Raw genomic sequence first — 21,725 nt, 5'->3', positions numbered from 1 at the left:
ATTTTCATGAAGCGGCCGAAGTAGAGCGGCCGCCTTTAGCTTTCAGGCCTTTCGCCGCCATCCGAACGGACCAGACCGTTCGTAGATGAAGCTGTACTGGCGGCCCATCTGGCGTGCCCGCATCATCCGCTTGCCGATGAAGGCGATGACGAGCAGCACGATCAGGTCGACAATGTAGTAATGGAGCGAAAGGAGCGTTCCGCGGAACAGCGCGAAGTGGATGAACCGCGTCGCCGCCGCCAGCAGGATCATGTAGATGACCAGCACCTTGTCGCTCTGCCAGGTCCGGCCCATCGCCCGTCCGGTGAGGAACGCCGCGCCGCCCGCCAGGATGACGGTGACGAGCGCGAATTCCCAGAAAGTGACTTCCCAGATCAGCGAGTTCTGATGTTCGACTGTTTCCATGTCGCGCTCCTCAGTGCCTTCCGCCTTCGAGGTAGGCCGCGCGCACCTCTTCGCGTTTCAGGAGTTCGGCGCCGGTGCCGCTCATGGTGATCTTGCCGTTGACCATCACATAGCCGCGGTGCGCGAGCTTGAGCGCGTGGAACGCGTTCTGCTCGACGAGAAACACCGTCAGGCCCTCGTTGCGGTTGAGTTCCTTGATGACCTCGAAAATCTGCTTGACGATCAGTGGCGCCAGGCCCAGCGACGGCTCGTCGAGCAGAAGCAGCTTCGGCCGGCTCATCAGCGCGCGGGCGATCGCCAGCATCTGCTGTTCGCCGCCCGACAGGGTGCCTCCGCGCTGCATCGCGCGCTCCTTGAGGCGCGGGAAGAGGTCATAGACGCGCTTGATGTCGTCGTCGAAATACTTCGGGTCGACCAGCTGCGCGCCCATCTGCAGGTTTTCCAGCACCGTCATGCGCGGAAAGATGCGGCGGCCTTCCGGAGACTGGGCGATGCCGAGCCGCATGATCTCGTGCGTCGGCATGCCGGTGATGTCGGTGCCGTCATAGATAATCTGGCCAGTGCGGGCGCGCGGGTCGCCGCAGATCGTCATCATCAGCGTCGACTTGCCGGCGCCGTTCGCGCCGATCATCGTGACGATCTCGCCCTTCATCACGTCGAGATCGACGCCGCGCAGGGCGACGATCTTGCCATAGTAAGTCTCCACGCCCCTCACACTCAGGAGCGGTTGTTCCTGTTGCGCGTTCATTCGCCCGCCCCCGACTTCTTACGTGCAAGTTCCTGAGCCTGTCCGACCCAGTTCTCCCGCTCGATCCGGCCGGGGAAGGCAAGGTAGGACCCTACCCATTCGATTTCCTCCGGCGTCCAAGCAGCGATCTGGTCGAAGTGCCAGATGCCGAGTTCGTTGAGCTTGCGTTCGTTGACCGGTCCAATGCCCTGGATGATGGTCAGCTTGTCGGAGCCGCCTTCTCGCGGCCCTTCAATGCCGCCGGGACGCCTGCCGGGATGCGCGGCCTGTTCGGGCGACGCGGTTTCGGCAAGTGCCGCGACGTCTTCCGGGGTTACATCCGTGGGAACGTCGATGCCGGCCTCTTCCGCCGCTTCCTCGCCCAGTGCCTCGACCACAAGCGAGGCGATCTCCGGCTTGTCCTCGATCTCCTCGTCCTCGACGCCGAGATAGGCGGCGATGACGCGCGGATCGGTGCGGACGAACTCGGCGCTGCCGTCCGAAATCTTCACGCCATAGTCGAGCACGATGACGTGGTCCGAGATTTCCATCACCACGCCCATGTCGTGCTCGATGAGCAGGATCGACGTGTTGTGCTCGCGGCGGATGAACTGCAGCAGTTCGTTGAGTTCCGCCGATTCACGCGGATTGAGGCCCGCCGCGGGCTCGTCGAGACAGAGCAGGTGCGGCTCGGTACACATCGCGCGGGCGATTTCGAGACGGCGCTGGTCGCCATAGGGCAGGTCGCCGGCCGGATCGTCGGCGCGGTCGATCAGCTTGGTGCGCTCCAGCCAGTAGACGGCCTTCTCGACCGCTTCCTTCTCCTCGCGCCGGAAGCGGGGGATGCCGAAGATGCCGCCCACCGTGAAACCGGATGCGGCCATTAGCTTGTTGTGCTGGGCAACCAGCAGGTTTTCGAGCAGCGTCATGCCGCCGAACAAGCGGATGTTCTGGAAGGTACGCGCCACCTTGGCATGCCGGGAGATTTCGAAGTCCGGCATGCGCTCGAGCAGGAACACGGCCCCCTCCGCGCTGCGCGCCCAGGCTCCGTCACCGGCAGTGACGGCGTCGACCGCCTCCTGCTGGCGTCCGGGTCCGTGCCGCATGACGATGCGCCCCTCGGTCGGCTTGTAGAAGCCGGTGACGCAGTTGAAGACGGTGGTCTTGCCTGCGCCATTCGGCCCGATCAGCGCGGTGATGTCACCGCGGCCGACATTGAAGGAAAGGTCGTCGATGGCGACGAGGCCGCCGAACCGCATGGTGAGATGCTCGACGCTGAGCACCGGATCCCTGTCCCAGTTGGCGAGTTCGCCGTTCGTGATGTCTTGCGAGATTACGCTCATCAGTGCCCCTCGCCCTGTGCAACCAGATCGGCTCCGATCTTCTTCTTCTCTTTGAGGACGGCGGTAGGTTCGCGGGTCGTGACCAGACCGCGCGGCTTCCAGACCATGATCAGCACCATGGCCAGGCCAAAGATCAGCATGCGGTACTGAACCGGGTCAAAGTCAGGCCCGAAGGCGCCCTTCAGGAAGCCGAGATTTCGCAGGATCTCCATGCCGCCGATCATCACGGTCGACGCCACGACGACGCCGAACTGCGAGCCGAGCCCGCCCAGCACCACGATGGCGAGGATGATCGCTGACTCGATGAAGGTGAAGCTCTCGGGCGATACGAAGCCCTGACGGGTGGCGAAGAACGCACCGGCAAAGCCGCCAAACATCGCGCCGATGGCGAATGCCGTCAGCTTGGTGTTGGTGGTGTTGATGCCGAGCGAGCGGCAGGCGATCTCATCCTCGCGCAGCGCCTCCCAAGCACGGCCGATGGGTAGCCGGCGCAGGCGGTTCGTCACGAAATAGGTGATGACGGCGAGAAGGAGGATGATGAAGTAGAGATAGATGAAGCGGTGGATCGTCGAATACGGCATGCCGAAGACGGCGGCAAAATTGCCTTCGCCCCGGCCGAAGTCGAGCCCGAAGAAGGTCGGCTTCGGAATTCCCGAGATGCCGTTCGGGCCGCCGGTGAAGTCGTACCAGTTGAGCAGCACGACGCGGATGATCTCACCAAAGGCGAGCGTAACGATCGCCAGATAGTCGCCGCGCAGGCGCAGAACCGGGAAGCCCAGGATCATGCCCCAGAACGCGGCAAGAATGCCGGCGACCGGCAGCGCCATCCAGAACGAAAAATCGAAGTAGTGCGCGAGCAACGCGAACGAATAGGCGCCGATCGCGTAGAAGGCGACGAAGCCGAGGTCGAGCAGGCCGGCAAGGCCCACCACGATGTTCAGGCCCCAGCCCAGCATCACATAGGTGAGGATCAGGATCATCAGGTCGATGAACTGACGCTGCTGTGCCGGCAGGAACGTCGTGACCAGGAACGGCAACGCGATTGCCACCACCAGCATAATGGTGCCGGTCCAGCCGCTGAGGTCAGGCAGGCTGGCCCCGATCTTCGCGAAGGTGCTTGGACCCGTCCTCACCGGCCGGTTGGCCTTAAAGAGGAACAGGTTCAGCGCCAGGCGAATGACGAAGACGATCGCGATGGCCGAGAACCAGAGCCCCCAGCGCGTCGACAGCGCAAGGCCGCCGGGCGCGATCTCGGTGCGAAGCGCCAGGAAGAAGAAACCCAGCACCCCAACCAGAAGCGCGGCGATGAAGGCGTCGCGGACGGAATCCGCAATACGGTTGTCTGTAGCGGTTGCCATGGCTCAGACCTTCTCCACTTCCGGCCTGCCGAGGAGACCTGACGGCAGGAAGATGAGCACAATGGCGAGGATAGAGAACGCCGCGACGTCCTTGTACTCGACGGTGAAGTAGCCCGACCAGAACACCTCGATCAGGCCGATCAGCAGGCCGCCGAGCATTGCGCCGGGCAGCGAGCCGATGCCGCCGAGAACGGCCGCGGTGAAGGCTTTGATGCCGGCGAGGAAGCCGATGTAGAAGTCGATCACGCCATAGAGAAGCAGGAACATCAGGCCGGCGACCGCCGCGAGCGCTGCGCCCATCAGGAAGGTCAGCGAGATCGTGCGGTCGACATTGACGCCGAGCAGCGCCGCCATGCGGCGGTCCTGCTCGCAGGCACGCTGTGAACGACCGAGCGGGGTCTTCGCGATGATCAGCGAGAAGATCGTCATCAGGACGACAGTGGTCACGATGATGATCAGCTGCATGTAGGAGAGCTGCACGACGATCGCGCCCGTCTCCGCATTGCCTTCAAAAAGGGTGATGCCGCCCTGGATCTGCGGCGGCAACGGCTTGACGCGCGCGCCCTGGGTGACGCGCACGAAATTCTGCAGCAGGATCGACATGCCGATCGCGGTGATCAGCGGCGCGAGGCGGAACGAGCCGCGCAAGGGTCGGTAGGCCAGGCGCTCGACCGTCCATCCCCATGCGGAAGTAAACAGCATCGCCACAATCAAGACGATCAGAAGTACAACCGGCAGGAAGGTGAAGCCCAGGACCGACGTCAGCACCAGGAACATCGTCAGGGCGATGAACGAGCCGATCATGAAGATGTCGCCGTGGGCGAAGTTGATCATGCCGATGATGCCGTACACCATCGTGTAGCCGATCGCGATCAGGCCATAAATCGAGCCGAGCGTCAGCCCGTTGATAAGCTGCTGGACAAAATACTCCATCAGTATGTGCTCCCCGAGAATGTCGCCGCGAGAGGCGCATTCTTTTTCTTTGGTTCCTTAGTCCTATTACGCGGCTATCGGATTGCAACTCCCCAATTCGGCTTCATGTAAAAAAACACGCACTTTCGGCGCGTTTCTGCACACGTGTCGGGAACTGACAAGATGATTGACTCCCTGCGCCTCAGCTATTGCTAAGGCGTTATTCGCAAAAGGAAATTGGAAACCAAAACATCTCACGATTATCTGGTTTCATTGTCCTCTGTGCGACATCAAACGACGCGGCGCCGTGACGCAAGGGAAGTGCGAAGCGGTGCTTTCAGAGCACCGTGAAGCCGTGCGCGAACGGGTCGCGGTCGTCGATGAAAATGGTGTTGATGCCGGTCATTCGCGCCCAGCCGCCGATCGAAGGAATGATCGCCTTGCGCCCGCCGACGGCGGTTTCGGCTTCCACCTTGCCGGCGAACATCGAGCCGATGATCGATTCGTGCATGAATGTGTCGCCGACCTTCAGGCGGCCCTTGGCGTGGAGCTGCGCCATGCGCGCCGAGGTGCCGGTGCCACAGGGTGAACGGTCGATCGCCTTGTCACCGTAGAACACCGCGTTTCGTGCGTCGCCCTCAGGCGTCTGCGCCTTGCCGGTCCACTGAATGTGGGTCAGCCGGTTGATGGCGGGGTTTTCGGGGTGCTCGAACTTGTAGGCCGCATTCAGCCGCTCGCGCAGGATTGGGCTCCAGGCGACCAGCTGGCCGGCCGAATAATCGGCCATGTCGCGGAAGTTCTCCTGCGGCTCGATGATCGCGTAGAAATTGCCGCCATAGGCGACGTCGACCTTGAGCATGCCGAGGTCCGGGCACTCGACCTCGAGGCCTTCGGCATAGAGGAAGGACGGCACGTTGGTGATGCGCACCTCCTCCACATATTGCCCCTCCTGCTTGTACTCAGCCAGCACGAGGCCGGCCGGCGTGTCGAGGCGCAGCTTGCCCGGCTCCTTCGGCGTGACGAGCCCATGCTCCAAGGCCATCGTCACGGTGCCGATCGTGCCGTGGCCGCACATCGGCAGGCAGCCGGAGGTTTCGATGAAGAGGATGGCGATGTCGCAGTCGGGCCGCGTCGGCGGATAGAGGATCGAGCCCGACATCATGTCGTGTCCGCGCGGCTCGAACATCAGCCCTTTGCGGATCCAGTCATACTCGGCGAGGAAATGGGCGCGCCGCTCCATCATCGTGGAGCCCTGCAGCAGCGGGCCTCCTCCTGCTACCAACCGAACCGGATTACCGCATGTGTGTCCGTCAAGGCAGAAGAAGGAGTGGCGCGCCATGTTGGTCAGAACCTCTGAGGTGAGTATGGATCGAGCGATATGGGCGGCGTGCGGCCAAGCACCAGGTCGCGCACCAGCGCGCCGGTGGCGGCGGCCTGCGTCAGTCCAAGATGGCCGTGGCCAAAGGCGTAGGTGACGTACGGCGATGCGGTCGACTTGCCGATGACCGGCAGCGAATCCGGCAGCGACGGGCGGTAGCCCATCCATTCGCGTCCTCCCTCGGCCCGAAGGCCGGGCAGGAAACGCTTCGCCTTTTCCAGCATGGCCCGCGAGCGCGCATAGTTCGGCGGGCGCTTGAGGCCGCCGAGCTCGACCGCGCCGCCAACGCGTAGGCCCGTCGACAGCGGCGTGATGACGAAGCCGTGCGCCGGGAAGATCAGCTGGCAGCGCACGTCGAAGGCACCGGGCGGCAGCGTCGTGTTGTACCCGCGCTCGGTTTCGAGCGGCACGCGGTCGCCGAGCTGGGCCGCAAGGTTCTTCGACCAGGCGCCTGCGCAGACCACGACCGCCTTGAAGTCCTCGCTGCCGCCGTCATCGAACCGCACCGCCGCGCCCTGGACGCCGGGGACGATCCCGGTGATCGTCTTTCGGTCGAAGAGGACCCGGCCGGTGGTTTCGGCGTAGGCATAGATCGCTTTGCTGAACAGCTTCGGGTCGCTGACATTCTTCCAGCCCGGCACGAAGGTCGCGCGCACGAAGCTCGGCGACAGGCCCGGCTGGATCTCAGCCGCTTCCTCCATGTCGAGATGGCGGAACTCGATGCCGTGGCGGGCCTTGGCTTCCCAGCCCGGCAGCTCGGCCGCGAACTCGGCCTGGCTCTCATAGAGATCGAGCGAACCGTGCTCGTTGAGCATGGCACGCGTTCCGGAGCGGTTGATGAGCGCCATCCACTCGCGCTCGGCCACACCCATCAGCGCCGTCTGCGCCGAAAGGCTTGCCTCGTAATGTTCGTCGGCAGAGGCACGCCAGAAGCGCCACAGCCACGGCATCAGTTTCGGGAGATAGGCCGGCGGGATGGAAAGCGGGCCGAGCGGGTCCTTCAGCCACTGCGGCAGCTTGCGCATCATGCCCTTCTGCACGAGCGGCAGCACGTCGGAGAAGGCAAGGGCGGCGGCGTTGCCGGAACTGGTTTCCTCGCAGACGCCAGTGCGGTCGAACAGGACGACGCGCTGGCCGCTTTCGGCGAGATAGGTTGCGGCGCAGATGCCAACGACGCCGGCACCGACCACCGCAATTTCATTGTAACTCATCGAGATGCACGCAATCTGGAAGCGGTTGGGGGTGCCTCAGAATGACGGCAGTTCGGGCCGCGTCGCAAGGGCCTGCGTGATGATCTTCTCCACCGCGGCGCGACGTTCCCCAGACAGCGGCTTGCGCGGCATGCGCACCCGGTCGTTCGAACCGATCGCCAGCACCTCGGCGAGCTTGATGTTCTGGACGAGGTAGGTCGAAACATCGAGGTCGAGCAGCGGCCGGAACCAGCGGTAGATCTTCAGCGCCTCGTCGTAGCGCCCCTGCTTCATCAGCTGGTAGATCGCGACTGTTTCGCGCGGGAAGGCGGTGACAAGGCCCGCCACCCAGCCGACAGCACCCAGCGCCAGCGCCTCGAAGGCGAGGTTGTCGACGCCGGTGAAGACATCGAAGCGGTCGCCGAAGGCATTGATGATGTCGGTTGTGCGGCGGATGTCGTCAGACGATTCCTTGATCGCAACAATGTTCTCGACGCCGGCTAGCTGCTCAAGGACCGGCACGGTGACATCGACGCGATAGGCGATGCGGTTCGAGTAGATCATGATCGGCAGATCGCTGGCCGCCGCGACCGCCCTCAGCGTCTCGACCGTCTCGTCCGGATCGGTGTGATATATCGGAGATGGCACGAGCATGATGCCGTCGGCACCCGCCACTCGAGCGGCCTGCGCCAGCATGCAGGCATCGCGCGTCGCAGCCTCATTCACAGTCAGCAGCACCGGCTTGCCGCCGGCAACGCTGCGGGCGATTTTCAGAAGGTCGAGCTTCTCGCCATGGGTCAGCATCGGCCCTTCGCCGAGCGAGCCGGCGACGATCAGCCCATCGCAACCGGCCTCCATCAACAGCCCAAAACAGCGCTCCATCTCAGCGTGGTCTAGCTTGTCCACGTCCGTGAATTTCGTCGTTACCGCGGGAAATACGCCAGACCACATGGGGATGCCTCCTCTGATATATCAGATCGATATCGCGCCGCTGATATGCCTGTCAAGCACAACTCGACTCTGATATATCATTGCGCAGTAAAGGAGATAGCAGTGCCTACCCGCAACCTGGTGGCCGAGCCGGCTGCGCAGCGCGCCTATCGTGCGCTTGAAAAAATGATCGTCACTCTGGAGTTGCCGCCGGCTGCGGTGGTCACCGAACGCGTCCTGATCGACAGCCTCGATCTTGGCCGCACACCTGTGCGCGAGGCGATCCAGCGTCTGGCCTGGGAGGGGCTGATCGAGATCCGACCTCGCGCGGGTCTTGCGATCGCTCCGCTGCGTGCACAGGACTGGGTGCTGATCGTGGAAGCACGCCGGGGAGTTGAAACGGTACTGGCACGCGCCGCCGCCCGACACGCCTCGCCGACCAATCGTCTGCGTCTCGAAGAAGCCGCCCGCGCCATGCACGCGGCGGTCGTCCAGGCGGACGTGCTCGCCTTCCTCGAAGCCGACAAGATGCTCGATGAGATCATTGGCGAGGCATCAGAGAACATCTTCGCAACCCGCGTCGCGGCCCCGTTGCAGACCCACAGCCGCCGCTTCTGGTACCGCTACCACAGCGAGGCGGGACTTGCCCGCGCCGCCGGCCATCACGTCGCACTCATCCATGCGGTGCTTGACCGCGACGAAATCCGCGCCGCACTCGAAGCGGAAAAGCTCATGGTCATGCTGCGCGAGCTTGCGGAAGCCGCCGCTCGCCGCTGATCAGATATCCACACCGCGCACGAGCATGTTGCTCTGGAAGCCCTCGCCGGCCGACAGAATGCAGCTGACGCCATCGGTACCGGTCGCGAGTATTGTCCAGGTGCCGGTGTCGGAGACCAGGATCTCCATCACCGCCTGATCGTCGACCTGGCCGACGGCCATCGGGTCCTCGCTGAACTGCTGTTTGAGCGCGGAGAGAACCTGCTCGCGCTCGCCGCACATGGACAGCGACATCATATCGGCTGCTTCACCCGCGGGTGCGGGCTGTGCCTGCTGCGGCTGCTGGTTGTCCGCCGAGGCAAGCGGGGAGGCGCCCAGGGTCACGCCTGCCGCGATCATCGCCACAAATATCGGAATGCGTTTCATCGCTACGCCTCCACTTTCTCTACCCGCATAGCGGGAGTCGTCATGGAGTGGAAAGGCAGCGACGGGTGTGCCGTTCCATCACGATTTTATGACGCGGCGCAATGGAACATGCTGAAGCGAAACGGGCGCCACGTGGGCGCCCGCATCTTCAAGTCTTTTCGGAGGATTACCGCATTGTCGGGATGACGAACTCTGCACCATCCTTGATGCCGGACGGCCAGCGCGCGGTGACGGTCTTCGTCTTGGTGTAGAAGCGGAAGGCGTCCGGACCGTGCTGGTTGAGGTCGCCGAAGCCCGAGGCCTTCCAGCCCCCGAAGGTGTAGTAAGCGATCGGCACCGGGATCGGCACGTTGATGCCGACCATGCCGACCTGGACGCGCGAGGCGAAGTCGCGGGCCGCATCACCGTCTCGGGTGAAGATCGCGACGCCGTTGCCGTATTCGTGCTCGGTCGGCAGACGCAGCGCCTCCTCGTAAGTATTGGCGCGTACGACCGACAGCACCGGCCCGAAGATCTCTTCCTTGTAGATGCGCATGTCCGGCGTGACATGGTCGAACAGGCAGCCGCCCATGTAATAGCCGTTCTCGTAGCCCTGCAGCGTGAAGTTGCGGCCATCGACCACCAGCTTCGCGCCTTCCTGCACGCCGATGTCGACGTAATTCTTGACGCGGGCGAGCGCTTCCTTGGTCACCAGCGGCCCGAAGTCGGCGGAAGAGTCCGTCGACGGGCCGACCTTGAGGCCCTCGACGCGCGGGGCGAGCTTCTCGATGAGACGATCCGCCGTCTCCTGGCCGACCGGAACCGCGACCGACACCGCCATGCAGCGTTCGCCGGCAGAGCCGTATCCCGCGCCGATCAGCGCGTCGACGGTCTGGTCCATGTCGGCGTCCGGCATGATGATGAGGTGGTTCTTGGCGCCGCCGAAGCACTGAACGCGCTTCCCGTTGGCGCAGCCGCGCGCATAAATGTACTGCGCGATCGGCGTCGAGCCGACGAAGCCGATGCCCTTGATGTCCGGATCGTCGAGGATCGCGTCCACCGCTTCCTTATCGCCATTGACGACGTTGAGGACGCCGGCCGGCAGGCCTGCCTCGATGAAGAGCTCGGCAATGCGCATCGGCACGGACGGGTCGCGCTCCGACGGCTTGAGGATGAAGGCGTTGCCGCAGGCGATCGCCGGCGCGATCTTCCACAGCGGGATCATCGCCGGAAAGTTGAACGGGGTGATGCCGGCGACGACGCCGAGCGGCTGGCGCATGGAGAAGGTGTCGATGCCGGGACCCGCGCCGTCGGTGTACTCGCCCTTCAGCAGGTGCGGCGCGCCGATGCAGAACTCGACAACCTCGAGGCCGCGCTGAATGTCGCCCTTGGCGTCGGCGATGGTCTTTCCGTGCTCGCGGGCGAGCGTCTCGGCAAGCTCGTCATACTCGGCGTGGACGAGTTCAAGGAACTTCATGAGGACGCGCGCGCGGCGCTGCGGGTTGGTGGCCGCCCAGGCCGGCTGCGCCTCCTTGGCGTTTGCGACCGCGGCGCGAACCTCGGTTGCGGATGCCAGCGCGACGCGGCCGCGCACGGTGCCGTCGAGCGGCTGCAGAAAATCCTGGCTGCGGCCGCTGGTGCCCGCGACTCGCTTGCCGCCGATAAAGTGACCGACTTCGATCATGGTGCGTTCTCCCTCGAAAGTTACCCGCATTGTCATGCTTACCCTCGGGCAATGCAACGTCAGGAAGTTCGCATCCGTTGTGCAAAAATTCGATTTCCTTGCGTCGCGGCACATGATCTGCTGCAATGCCTGACGTGAGGTGCCGATGAACTGGGACGACGTTCGTATATTCCTCGCCGTGGCGCGGGCCGGTCAGATCCTTGGTGCCGCGCGGCGGCTCGAGCTCAACCACGCGACCGTCTCGCGCCGGATCGCAGCGCTTGAGGAAAGCCTCGGCGCAAAACTGTTTCGCCGCCTCACCACTGGTTCGGAGCTGACCGAGCAGGGCGAACGCTTCCTCACCGTCGCCGAGCGCATTGAGGCCGACATGATCGCCGCGCGATCCGAGATCGCCGGAGAAAGCGACGACGTTTCCGGCACCGTCCGCGTTGGCGCTCCGGACGGCTTCGGCGTCGCCTTCCTGGCCCCGCGGTTGGGCGCGCTCACCCAGCGCTTTCCCTCGCTGTCGATCCAGCTGGTTCCGGTGCCTCGCTCGTTTTCCTTGTCGCGACGCGAGGCCGACATCGCCATCACCGTGGAACGTCCGACCGAAGGCCGGCTGGTCGCCTCAAAGCTGGTCGACTACACACTCGGCCTCTACGCCTCACGGGATTATGCGCAAAAGCATGGTCTCCCGGCGAACCGCGCGGAGCTGCGGCAGCATCGTCTGATCGGCTACGTACCCGACCTCGTCATCAGCCCGTCGCTCGACTATGGCCCGGAAATCCTGCCGGACTGGCACGCGAGCTTTGCGGTCTCCTCGGCACTCGGTCAGGTCGAGGCGGTGCGCTCGGGCGCAGGCATCGGCATCCTCCACACCTTTATCGCCCGCATGCACGACGAACTGGTGCAGGTGCCGGTAACGCCGCCGATCCGCCGCGCCTACTGGCTGGTCTACCACGAGTCCGTCCGCACGCTGCGCCGCATCCAGACCGTCGCCGCCTTCATCGCCGATGCCGTCGATGGCAAAAGATCCAGCTTCGTCTGAACAGCCGTTGCGGAAGCGGCCTCAAATTAAGTAGTAGATGGCGCCCAATCAGGAGAGTTTCATGAGCATCATCCGTCACGAAGTCGGTCCCCGCATGAGCCAGGCCGTTGCCTACAACGGCATCGTCTACCTCGCTGGCCAGGTTGGCGAGGGCAAGACCGTCAAGGAGCAGACTGAATCCGCGCTGGCCGAGATCGACCGTCTGCTAGCTCTGTCGAACTCGTCGAAGTCGCGCATCCTGTCGGCCCAGGTATGGCTCGCCGACATCAACGACTTCGCCGAGATGAACGCGGCATGGGAAGCCTGGGTCGACCCGGCGAACACCCCGGCGCGTGCAACCGGCCAGGTGCCGCTGGCAGCGCCGGAATACCGCGTCGAGATCATCGTCGTCGCCGCGCAGAACGCGTAAGCTCCTTTCGACACGCTGACACCGAAGAGGCCGGGTCACATCCGGCCTCTTTTTTATGCTGCCAGCCTTCCCCTTGGGCACCCAACCCCTTGCGCGCCAAGGGCTTGCGTTAAGAATGGAGAAACAAATCCTCTCTATTCCCTCAGGAGGGGCTTGGTGGGGATACCAAAGGCATGATGCCGCGCACCCGATCCGGATTCGCCGGAATGCGAACTTTCATTCAGCATTAAGCCGCTTCCCGGCGGCTCGGGACTATCAGGATATGGCCGTTTCGCATGCCAACCGGACGTCGCTCGAAGACCGTCTTGCGTTCATTGCTCTTGATTCTTCCATGCGTCAGAAGATTCGGGACCTGAAGCCGACGCTCGCCCGCGCGATCGGTCCTGCCCTGACCGAGTTCTATGGCAAGATCAGCCGGACTCCGCAGATTTCGCACTTCTTCAAGTCCGATGCCCACATGGCGACGGCCAAGCGCCTGCAGGAGTCGCACTGGAACGTCATCGCCGACGGAAATTTCGGCCCGGATTACGAAGCAGCCAGCACCCGAATCGGCCGTGCGCACGCGCGCCTCGGCCTCGAGCCGAGTTGGTACATCGGCGGCTACGCGCTGGTTTTTGAACATCTCATCAAAGCCATCGTGCAGGAGCAGTGGCCGACGCTGTTTGCGCGCCGCTCCACGCCGGAGGCTGTAAGCGAGTCGCTCACCGCCGTGATGAAGGCGGTCATGCTGGACATGGATCTGGCCATCTCGACCTACCTTGAGGCGCAGGAAGAAGAGCGCCAGAAGGCCGAGGCCGAGCGCAAGGAAGTTGAGCGCCGCCAGCAGGAGGCCGTCGCAGCCATCACCGCGGCGCTGCGTAACGTCGCCGCCGGCAATCTTACCACCCGCCTTGAGGGCGACCTTGCGCCGGAATTCGGCCAGCTCAAGGACGACTTCAACGCGGCGATCGCCTCGTTGTCGTCGACACTGTCGCAGGTTGCGCAGTCGGCCGACAGCATCGGTTCGAGCTCGTCCGAAATCGGCAATGCCGCCGATGACCTCGCCCAGCGCACCGAGCACCAGGCAATGCGTCTCGAGCAGACCGCTGCCGCGCTCAATCAGCTGACCGCAAGCGTCAAGCGCGCCGCCGAGGGCGCTTCGCAGGCCGCCGCCAAGGTGGTGTCGACCCGTGACGAGGCCAAGCATTCGGGCGAGATCGTCCGCAACGCCGTCCACGCCATCAGCGAGATCGCGAAGTCCTCGCAGGAAATCTCGCAGATCATCGGCGTCATCGACGAGATCGCGTTCCAGACCAACCTGCTGGCGCTCAACGCCGGCGTCGAGGCAGCCCGCGCCGGCGAGGCTGGCCGCGGCTTCGCGGTTGTTGCTTCGGAAGTCCGCGCGCTGGCGCAGCGTTCCGCCGAGGCTGCCAAGCAGATCAAGGGCCTGATCTCCACCAGCTCCGCACAGGTCGAGCAGGGCGTGAAGCTGATGGCGGAAACCGGCGAGGTGTCCGAGCGCATCATCGCAAGCGTGATCGAGATCGATGAGCTGGTCGCCAGCATCGCCTCTTCGTCCCGCGAGCAATCGATCGGCCTTTCCGACATCAACACCGCCGTCAGCGAGATGGATCAGGGCACGCAGCAGAACGCGGCCATGGTCGAGGAGACGACGGCTGCCGTGCATTCGCTGCGCAACGAGGCCGCGACGCTCGCCCAGAATGTCTCCGCCTTCATGCTTGGCGAAGGCGCGAAGAGGGCTCGCCGCGTCGAGAAGCCGGCCCGTCCGGCCGTCGCGCCGCTGCCCTCGCCGCGCCAGACGACCTACCGCAGCCAGGGTGCAGCCGCGCTTGCCGCCGCACCGGACGCAAATGACTGGGAAGAATTCTAAGGGAGAGTGGCAATGGGGAATGCCGCTGAGTGCATAACGCTCCCGACGGAGCTCGACATCAAGGCCGCCGGGCCGCTGGCCAGCCAGCTGCTGGCTCTGCGCGGCAAGGATGTGATGCTGAATGCATCGCACATCGAACGCGTCGGCGCACAGTGCCTGCAGATCCTGCTGTCGGCGGCCGCTACTTGGACCGCTGACGGCTCTGAACTGACGATTTCCGAACCATCGCCCGCTTTCACGGACGCCATCGAAATTGCCGGTCTTGAAATTTCAAACTTTACGGCAAGGAACCACTGACGATGCCGAAGACCATTCTGACCGTCGATGATTCGCGGACCATTCGCGAGATGCTGAAGGCGGCGCTGATCGATGCTGGCATGGAAGTCGTTCAGGCCGAAGACGGCATCCACGGCCTCGAGGTGCTGGAGACCTGCGCCCCGGACGTCATCATCACCGACATCAACATGCCGCGGCTCGATGGCTTCGGCTTCATCGAGGCCGTCCGCGGCAGCGAGAAGCACCGGGCCATACCGATCCTGGTGCTGACCACCGAGAGCACCGACGACAAGAAGGATCGCGCGCGCCGTGCCGGCGCCAGCGGCTGGATCATCAAGCCGTTCGATCCGGTCAAGCTCGTCTCCGCCATCAACCGAGTCGCAGCCTGAGGCCAGAGGAATCGCCCCATGGATACCATGGCAGCCATCAAGCAGACCTTCTTCCAGGAATGCGAGGAGCAGCTTGCCGAACTCGAGGACGGCCTTCTCACCATCGAGCGTGAGGAAGGCGACGTCGAGACCATCAATGCGGTGTTCCGCGCGGTTCATTCGATCAAGGGCGGCGCCGGCGCATTCGGCCTCGACGCCCTGGTGCGGTTCGCCCACACCTTCGAGACGACGCTCGACGGCATGCGCAGTGGCCGCATCGAGATCACGCAGCAGATCATCAAGCTGATGCTGCGCTCGGCGGACGTCCTGTCCGACCTCGTTCGCATCTCCCGTGATGGCGGTGCGGCCGACGAGGCTCGTGTCGCGCAGATGACTGAGGAACTGCAGAAGGCCTGCGGCATCGAGCCCGCTCCTGCGGCTCCGGCAGCGGCCGCGCCTGCGGCTGCCCCTGTCGCAATCGAGCCGGTCGAAGGCGCCGCACTTGTGCCCGACGAGTTCGGCTTCGTGCCGACCCCGGTTCACTTCGATTTCGCCGACGAGCAGCCGGAAGAGCCGCAGGTCGACGAGTTCGGCTTCGCACCGGTCAAGATCGACTTCGATGAGCTGCTCGCCGAGGACGCGTCCCACACCGAGGGCTTCGAAATTCGCTTCCGTCCGAAGCCGGAGCTCTACGCCAAGGCGAACGACGCGCTGCGCCTGCTGCGCGAGCTCGGCCGCATGGGCGAGATGGAAGTCACCTGCGACTACTCCTCGCTGCCGCATCTCGACGCGATTGATCCGGAAGGCGCCTATTTCGACTGGACCATCAAGCTGAAGACCGACGGCACCGAAGCTGCCGTTCGCGAAATCTTCGAGTTCGTCGAGTTCGACTGCGATCTGGAAGTCCGTCCGCTGATTTCCGGCTTCGTCGAAGCTCCGGAAGAAGCCGAGAAGGTCGTGAAGGAAGTCCTTGCGCAGGTCGCTGCCGAGGAACAGGCTGAAAAGGCCGTTGCTCCGGTTGCCGCCGCTCCGGTCTTCGAGGTCAAGCCGGCAGCTCCGGCGCCCGAACCGGTCGCAGCCCCAGTTCAGGAGGCGGCTCCCGCTGTTGCCGCGGCTCCGGCAGCGCCGGCGGCAAACGCCGCGGCTGCCGCATCGGCCCCTGCTCCGAGCGCCACGATCCGCGTTGATCTCGATCGCGTCGATCGCCTGATCGATCTCGTCGGCGAGCTGGTGATCAACCAGTCGATGCTGGCGCAGCGCGTCATGGAGGCAGGCATTGCCCGCCTCTCCGACGTTGCGGTTGGCCTCGACGACCTTGAGCACCTGACCCGCGAGATCCAGGACTCCGTCATGGCAATTCGCGCGCAGCCGGTTCGCCCGATCTTCCAGCGCATGTCGCGTGTGGTGCGCGAAGTTGCCGACATGACCGGCAAGTCGGTGCGCCTGATCACCGAGGGTGAAAACTGCGAAGTCGACAAGACCGTCATCGAGCGCCTTGCCGACCCGCTCACCCACATGATCCGCAATGCGATCGACCACGGCATCGAGAAGCCCGAGGACCGCATCGCCAAGGGCAAGCCTGAACAGGGCGTCGTCCGCATGATCGCGGCACATCGCTCGGGCCGCGTGGTGATCGAGGTTGCCGACGACGGAGCGGGCATCAACCGCCAGCGCGTCCGCGATATCGCCGTCAAGAAGGGCATCATCTCGCCCGACGCTCAGCTCACCGACGCCGAGATCGATGACCTGATCTTCGCGCCGGGCTTCTCGACCGCGGAGAAGATCTCGGACGTGTCGGGCCGCGGCGTCGGCATGGACGTTGTCCGCCGCTCAATCCAGGCGCTCGGCGGCCGCATCTCGATCTCGTCGCGCCCCGGCCAGGGCACGACCTTCACTCTGTCGCTGCCGCTGACGCTGGCCGTACTCGACGGCATGGTCGTCACGGTCGCCGGCCAGACCCTTGTTGTGCCGCTCTCGACCATCGTCGAGACGCTGCAGCCGAAGGAAAGCGACATCCACGGCCTCGGCGAAAAGGCCCGCGTCATCGCGATCCGTGGCTCGTTCATCCCGCTGATCGACGTCGGTGCCGTGCTTGGTTATCGCGAGGTCGAGGCCGATCCGGTCCAGAGCGTCGCGGTCATGGTCGAGACCGAGAACCAGTCGCAGTGCGCACTGATGGTCGACGCGATCATCGGCCAGCAGCAGGTGGTCATCAAGAGCCTCGAAACCAATTACGGCCATGTCTTCGGCGTGGCGGCCGCCACGATCCTTGGCGATGGCCGCGTTGCAGTCATCCTTGACGTAGATGCCATTGTCGCCGGCTCGCGCACCGAGATGGCTCGCATCGACGCCAACCGCAAGAGGAACGCAGCATGACCCAGTTGCACGAACAGAGCGTGGCCGGTGCCAACAACGAGCTCATCGCCTTCCGTCTTGGCCAGCAGGAGTTCTGCGTCGACATCATGTCGGTCCGCGACATCCGCGGCTGGACGCCGACGACGCCGCTGCCACACTCCGAACATTATGTGAAGGGTGTGATCAACCTGCGCGGCGCGGTGCTTCCGGTCGTTGATCTGGCTGCGCGACTCGGCTTTACGCCAGCTGATCCAACACCGCGCCACGTCATCATCATTACGCAGGTTGGGCGCCAGACCATCGGCCTTCTGGTCGATGCGGTGTCCGACATTCTCACGGTCGAATCTTCGTCCATCCAGGCAACTCCGAATGTCGCCTCGGAGCTCGCGCGCTCCTTCATGAAGGGAGTGATCGCGATGGAAGGACGAATGATCAGCTTGATCGCGCTCGACAGCGTCCTGACCCACAACCAGTCCGGGTCGGGCCTGTTGAACTGACGATACATACAAAGGAATTCGCGCAATGTCGCTGCTAGCACAACTCAGGATTCTCGTCGTAGACGACACGACCACCAGCCGCCTGCTCGTGCGTGAAGCTCTGGAGTCGCTTGGTTTCCGCAACATCCAGGTAGCGTCGGATGGCGAACAGGCCATGAAGATGATGATGACGCAGCCTTCGCACCTGATCATCTCGGACATGAACATGCCGAAGATGAACGGCCTGCAGCTGCTGCACGCCATCCGTACCTACAAGCCGACCTCGCGCGTGCCGTTCATGATTCTGACCGGCAGCCCGGACCGCGCCGTGCTTGAGGAAGGGCGCAAGCTTGGCCTCAACAACTACCTGACGAAGCCGTTCAACACCGACCAGCTGCGCCGGGCCCTCGAGGCCATCGTCGGCAAGCTGCACTGACAGCAAGACCCGGAATCGAGCCTCGCATGATCCTGACCCAGCAACTTGCGCAAAGCGGAAATCCGGAGCGCCTGATCGACGTTCTGGCGAGGATCCATGCCGAGCTTGAGGAGATCTCGGCGCGCATCGACCGCAACCAGGCGGCGATTGCGCGCGCCACCTGGGACGTCGGTTCCTCCGACGAGGACTATGTCCGCGCCATGCAGGATGCGGACCTGAGTGCGCAGCGCATTGCCGGCGTGGCCGATTTTCTGCGCGCGCTCGGCGAAGCGAGTGAGCCGCACTGGTACATCGACACCAGCGCCGCGACCGAAACGCTGAAGCTCAGCGAACTCGTCCGTTCCATCGGCTCCGCAGGTCTCGAGATCCAGATGAAGGACGAGGAAGCCGCAGGCGAGGTCGACTTCTTCTAGAAGCCGTTTTCCTAGCTCACATAAATCGTCAGCGACTGGCTGATAAACTTGAGCCGATCCGGAAGTTCCGGACCGGCTCGTTTTCTGTCTGATGTTCGCTGTCAGCGCAGGCTAAACTTGATCGGCACCACGATGGTGCGGCCCACGCCGGGAGGCGGAGCCGGCACTGGCGAGGCACGGCGGACGAGCGACAGCACCTCCTCGTCGAGCTCCGAAACGCCCGACGAACGGCTCAGCGACACGGAACCAACATTGCCGTCACCGTCGATGGTGAAGCGCACCTGGACGATGCCCTGCTGGCGCGCGCGCTTGGCTGAGGCGGGATAGCGCTTGCGGCGCTCGAGATGCGCCATGACCTTTGACTGCCAGCGCGCCGGGCTCATTGACGAGCCGGAACCGGCGGCGGCCTGCGGGGCTGCGGCACGCGGCGCGTTCTGCGCCGTCTTCACCTGCGCCCTCACCTGCTGCTGCGAGGCTTCCTGACGGCGCGGCTTCTTGCGCTCTTCGACCGGTTTCTCGCGCTTCGGCTTTTCAACCTTCGGGCGCTCGATCTTCGGCTCGGGACGCGGTTCCGGGATCATCGCGACCTCGGGAAGCACTTCCTCGACCTCTTCCGGCTCGACAACCTCCGAGGCGACGGCTGCGACTTCAGGCTCCTCCACCGGCTCGACCTCATCTGCAAGCAGCGGATCGACCGGCATGTTGGCCATCGCCGTCTCGACGGGCTCAGCCTCGACGACCTCTGGCTCGACGGTTTCTGCTGTCTCCTCTACCGGTTCGGCTTCAACCGGCTCGACCTCTTCGACCTGCTCGGCAGGCTCGACGGCTTCGACCTTCTCCGCCTCAACCGCGTCGACGGCATCGGCCGCCACCTGTTCGGTCTCTGCGGCAGGAGCCATCGTCAGCGAGGCGAGGTCGACCATGATCGCCGGAGCGGCGTCGTCTTCCATCACCACGGGACGTTCCTGCATCGCGAACCAGGCAGCACCGGCGTGGACCGTGACCATCGCAAGCGCCGCGACCGACCACAGGGCGATCTGGCCCGCAGAGGTGCGGCTCAGATTGCGCGACCAGGCTATGTCCGAATAGCCGCTCATTCCGTCCCCTGGGCCGCGCCTTCCGCATTCGCGCCGACGGTTTCCAGACCGACCAGCGCGATCTTGGTGTAGCCGCCCATGCGCAGCAGGTTCATGATGTTCATGAGGTCGCCATAGGCGACGGACTTGTCTGCGCGCAGGAAGACGCGGGCGTCCTTGTCGCCGTTGGTCGCGCGATCGAGCTCGCTGCGCAGGTCAATATGCGCGACTTGGTTCTCGCCGACCGAAACGGTGAGGTCTTCCTGCACAGTCACGTAGAGCGGCTTGTCGGGCCGCGGCTGCGGCGTCGCCGTGGAATTGGGCAGGTCAACACTGATGTCGACCGTCGCCAGCGGTGCCGCGACCATGAAGATGATCAGCAGCACCAGCATCACGTCGATGAACGGCGTGACGTTGATCTCGTGGTTTTCCGACAGCTCGTCGTCGTCAGCGCCTTTGCGGATGCCGCCTGCCATGGGTTCTACTCCGCGGCGCGCACTGCGCGAACCGCCTGCGGCAGCGCGCGGCGATCAATGTCACGGCTCACCAGGCGCTCGACGGCGGCCGACGCATCGCCCAGCAGCAGCTTGTAGCCGGCGATGGAGCGCGCGAACACGTTGTAGATGACGACGGCCGGGATAGCTGCGACAAGGCCGATCGCCGTTGCCAGCAGCGCCTCGGCAATGCCGGGGGCGACGATTGCGAGGTTGGTCGTTTGCGATTCCGAAATGCCGATGAACGAGTTCATGATGCCCCAGACCGTGCCGAACAGGCCGACGAACGGGGCAGTCGAACCAATGGTCGCGAGCACGCCGGTGCCGCGGGTCATGCGGCGCGAGGCCTGCGCCTCGATGCGCGACAGGTGCGACGCGACACGCTCCTTGAGGCCAGCGCTGCCGCCGTAGGGCAGCATGTCGGACGACATCTGCATTTCATGGCGCGCGGCACGCACCAGAAGCGGAGCGGGACCCGAGCGGTTCTCAAGCGCCCCGGCGGCCTCATCCAGCGTCTTCGAGCCGATGATGCGGTCGAGATGCGCGCCCAGACGGCGGCGTGCGGCGGCGAGCTCGAGCGACTTGGCGAGCCACACCGTCCAGGTGACCAACGAAGCGAAGGCAAGGCCGATCATCACGGCCTTGACCACCCAGTCGGCCGCCATGAACATGCCCCACGGCGAAAGATTGTGCGGCAGCGTGGCGTCGCGCTCGACGACCTGATCGAAGACCGTCACGTCCGCCTCGTCAGCCTGAGCGGTTGCTGCTGGGGCCGGGGCCGCCAGGGGCTGCGCAGACGGAGCTTCCGCCACCGGCGCGGGCGCGACCGGAGCGGCTTCAGCGTCCGGAACAGTCACCGGCGCCTGCTCAGCCTGCTGAGGCTGCGCCTCCTGGGCAATGCCGGCCACCGGAGCCAGCGCGAGGCCAGCCGCCAGCGAGGCGGCGACGAGATTCTTGATGATCTGCACGTTTATACCCCGAATTCGGTTTCGGCTCGGGTGTCTGTCTTAAGATACCGGATGCACGCCTTCGGTTCTACGCCGTCACCGGCACAGTCCGTCGCATCGTTGACGAGGACACGGCCGAGATCGGCGCACTGGATACCGGAAAAGTCAAACTGCCGGACCTTGGTCTTGCCTTCCGGCAGGTCCTTGAAGTCGACGATGATGATGCGGCTCACCATTCCAGCCTTGTTGAAGAGCACCAGCTCGAAGCCGACGCTCTTGAGTTCGGCGCCGAGCCTGTTGGTCGCCACGAAGGTGAAGCGGCAGCCGCGCTGGCTGGGCTGCAGGGCATTGAGCTCGACGGTCAACGACTTGTCGCCGCCACTCTGGGACGTTTCCTGCGCAATTGCCGGAACACCCGACACGGCAAGCGCCAGCGCAACCAGTCGTACCCGCGAATACAATGTCTCGATAGCCATGACCCGGTCCTGTAAACCCTTCACGGCCGGACTATCATTCTTGATAATTTTGA

24 protein-coding genes are annotated in these 21,725 nt (G+C 64.2%); 10 read left to right on the top strand and 14 right to left on the bottom strand.

Features of this window, described 5'->3' with window-relative positions; genetic code table 11:
* Positions 1-42: 42 nt before the first annotated feature.
* From L630_RS0114460 to L630_RS0114425, 8 genes are all read right to left on the bottom strand, one after another.
* Positions 43-405, bottom strand: a complete 363-nt coding sequence (locus L630_RS0114460) for a DUF6867 family protein (RefSeq protein ID WP_024848960.1) — start codon at positions 403-405, stop codon at positions 43-45.
* A gap of 10 nt (positions 406-415) precedes the next feature.
* Positions 416-1,153: an ABC transporter ATP-binding protein gene (locus tag L630_RS0114455; RefSeq protein ID WP_024848959.1), complete on the bottom strand. Its 738-nt coding sequence runs from the start codon at positions 1,151-1,153 to the stop codon at positions 416-418.
* The gene (locus L630_RS0114450) at positions 1,150-2,475 is read right to left on the bottom strand and encodes an ATP-binding cassette domain-containing protein (RefSeq protein ID WP_024848958.1); all 1,326 of its coding nucleotides are present in this window, start codon (positions 2,473-2,475) and stop codon (positions 1,150-1,152) included. The genes L630_RS0114455 and L630_RS0114450 overlap by 4 nt, the downstream gene beginning before the upstream one ends.
* A complete protein-coding gene (livM, locus tag L630_RS0114445) occupies positions 2,475-3,833 on the bottom strand; it encodes a high-affinity branched-chain amino acid ABC transporter permease LivM (RefSeq protein WP_024848957.1) in 1,359 nt (452 codons plus the stop codon). Before livM ends, L630_RS0114450 begins: the two co-directional genes overlap by 1 nt.
* Positions 3,834-3,836: 3 nt before the next feature.
* Positions 3,837-4,766: a branched-chain amino acid ABC transporter permease gene (locus L630_RS0114440; RefSeq protein WP_024848956.1), complete on the bottom strand. Its 930-nt coding sequence runs from the start codon at positions 4,764-4,766 to the stop codon at positions 3,837-3,839.
* A gap of 316 nt (positions 4,767-5,082) precedes the next feature.
* On the bottom strand, positions 5,083-6,084 hold the full coding sequence (locus tag L630_RS0114435; RefSeq protein WP_024848955.1) for a 4-hydroxyproline epimerase: 1,002 nt from the start codon (positions 6,082-6,084) through the stop codon (positions 5,083-5,085).
* A gap of 5 nt (positions 6,085-6,089) precedes the next feature.
* A complete protein-coding gene (locus L630_RS0114430; RefSeq protein ID WP_024848954.1) occupies positions 6,090-7,334 on the bottom strand; it encodes an FAD-binding oxidoreductase in 1,245 nt (414 codons plus the stop codon).
* Positions 7,335-7,370: 36 nt separating this feature from the next.
* On the bottom strand, positions 7,371-8,264 hold the full coding sequence (locus L630_RS0114425; protein WP_024848953.1) for a dihydrodipicolinate synthase family protein: 894 nt from the start codon (positions 8,262-8,264) through the stop codon (positions 7,371-7,373).
* Between the two features lie 102 nt (positions 8,265-8,366).
* Between L630_RS0114425 and L630_RS0114420 the strand changes: the two genes are divergently transcribed.
* Positions 8,367-9,020: a GntR family transcriptional regulator gene (locus L630_RS0114420; protein ID WP_034330439.1), complete on the top strand. Its 654-nt coding sequence runs from the start codon at positions 8,367-8,369 to the stop codon at positions 9,018-9,020.
* Here the strand turns inward: L630_RS0114420 and L630_RS21505 are convergent, their stop codons facing one another.
* Complete coding sequence (locus L630_RS21505; RefSeq protein ID WP_024848951.1) at positions 9,021-9,386, bottom strand: hypothetical protein; 366 nt, start codon at positions 9,384-9,386, stop codon at positions 9,021-9,023.
* A gap of 166 nt (positions 9,387-9,552) precedes the next feature.
* Positions 9,553-11,049 carry a CoA-acylating methylmalonate-semialdehyde dehydrogenase gene (locus L630_RS0114410; protein WP_024848950.1) on the bottom strand — a complete coding sequence of 499 codons (1,497 nt, stop codon included), beginning with the start codon at positions 11,047-11,049 and terminating at the stop codon, positions 9,553-9,555.
* A 145-nt stretch (positions 11,050-11,194) separates the two neighbouring features.
* Between L630_RS0114410 and L630_RS0114405 the strand changes: the two genes are divergently transcribed.
* The 9 genes from L630_RS0114405 (at position 11,195) to L630_RS0114365 (ending at position 18,679) form a co-directional block, all read left to right on the top strand.
* A complete protein-coding gene (locus L630_RS0114405) occupies positions 11,195-12,076 on the top strand; it encodes a LysR family transcriptional regulator (RefSeq protein ID WP_024848949.1) in 882 nt (293 codons plus the stop codon).
* Positions 12,077-12,137: 61 nt separating this feature from the next.
* Entirely contained in the window at positions 12,138-12,485 is a 348-nt protein-coding gene (locus L630_RS0114400; RefSeq protein WP_024848948.1) for a RidA family protein, read from the top strand.
* A 55-nt stretch (positions 12,486-12,540) separates the two neighbouring features.
* The gene (locus tag L630_RS0114395; RefSeq protein WP_348602182.1) at positions 12,541-14,355 is read left to right on the top strand and encodes a methyl-accepting chemotaxis protein; all 1,815 of its coding nucleotides are present in this window, start codon (positions 12,541-12,543) and stop codon (positions 14,353-14,355) included.
* 12 nt (positions 14,356-14,367) lie between these two features.
* Complete coding sequence (locus tag L630_RS0114390; RefSeq protein WP_024848946.1) at positions 14,368-14,652, top strand: STAS domain-containing protein; 285 nt, start codon at positions 14,368-14,370, stop codon at positions 14,650-14,652.
* A gap of 2 nt (positions 14,653-14,654) precedes the next feature.
* Positions 14,655-15,020, top strand: a complete 366-nt coding sequence (locus L630_RS0114385; RefSeq protein WP_024848945.1) for a response regulator — start codon at positions 14,655-14,657, stop codon at positions 15,018-15,020.
* Positions 15,021-15,038: 18 nt separating this feature from the next.
* Entirely contained in the window at positions 15,039-17,375 is a 2,337-nt protein-coding gene (locus L630_RS0114380; RefSeq protein WP_024848944.1) for a chemotaxis protein CheA, read from the top strand.
* Complete coding sequence (locus tag L630_RS0114375) at positions 17,372-17,851, top strand: chemotaxis protein CheW (protein ID WP_024848943.1); 480 nt, start codon at positions 17,372-17,374, stop codon at positions 17,849-17,851. Before L630_RS0114380 ends, L630_RS0114375 begins: the two co-directional genes overlap by 4 nt.
* Positions 17,852-17,876: 25 nt before the next feature.
* Positions 17,877-18,266 carry a response regulator gene (locus tag L630_RS0114370; RefSeq protein ID WP_024848942.1) on the top strand — a complete coding sequence of 130 codons (390 nt, stop codon included), beginning with the start codon at positions 17,877-17,879 and terminating at the stop codon, positions 18,264-18,266.
* A gap of 26 nt (positions 18,267-18,292) precedes the next feature.
* The gene (locus tag L630_RS0114365; RefSeq protein ID WP_024848941.1) at positions 18,293-18,679 is read left to right on the top strand and encodes a hypothetical protein; all 387 of its coding nucleotides are present in this window, start codon (positions 18,293-18,295) and stop codon (positions 18,677-18,679) included.
* A 101-nt stretch (positions 18,680-18,780) separates the two neighbouring features.
* Here L630_RS0114365 and L630_RS0114360 read toward each other — a convergent pair whose 3' ends face one another.
* From L630_RS0114360 to L630_RS0114345, 4 genes are read right to left on the bottom strand one after another with little or no spacing between them, the layout of a single operon-like run.
* A complete protein-coding gene (locus L630_RS0114360; protein WP_051473281.1) occupies positions 18,781-19,776 on the bottom strand; it encodes an energy transducer TonB in 996 nt (331 codons plus the stop codon).
* Complete coding sequence (exbD, locus tag L630_RS21500; RefSeq protein WP_034330429.1) at positions 19,773-20,231, bottom strand: TonB system transport protein ExbD; 459 nt, start codon at positions 20,229-20,231, stop codon at positions 19,773-19,775. Before exbD ends, L630_RS0114360 begins: the two co-directional genes overlap by 4 nt.
* 5 nt (positions 20,232-20,236) lie before the next feature.
* Complete coding sequence (exbB, locus tag L630_RS0114350) at positions 20,237-21,223, bottom strand: tonB-system energizer ExbB (protein WP_144702652.1); 987 nt, start codon at positions 21,221-21,223, stop codon at positions 20,237-20,239.
* The gene (locus L630_RS0114345; RefSeq protein WP_024848938.1) at positions 21,220-21,672 is read right to left on the bottom strand and encodes a hypothetical protein; all 453 of its coding nucleotides are present in this window, start codon (positions 21,670-21,672) and stop codon (positions 21,220-21,222) included. The genes exbB and L630_RS0114345 overlap by 4 nt, the downstream gene beginning before the upstream one ends.
* Between the last annotated feature and the right edge of the window lie 53 nt (positions 21,673-21,725).

Source organism: Aminobacter sp. J41 (assembly GCF_000526635.1).
Lineage (GTDB): Bacteria > Pseudomonadota > Alphaproteobacteria > Rhizobiales > Rhizobiaceae > Aerobium.
This window is presented reverse-complemented; position numbering and strand designations above follow the sequence as displayed.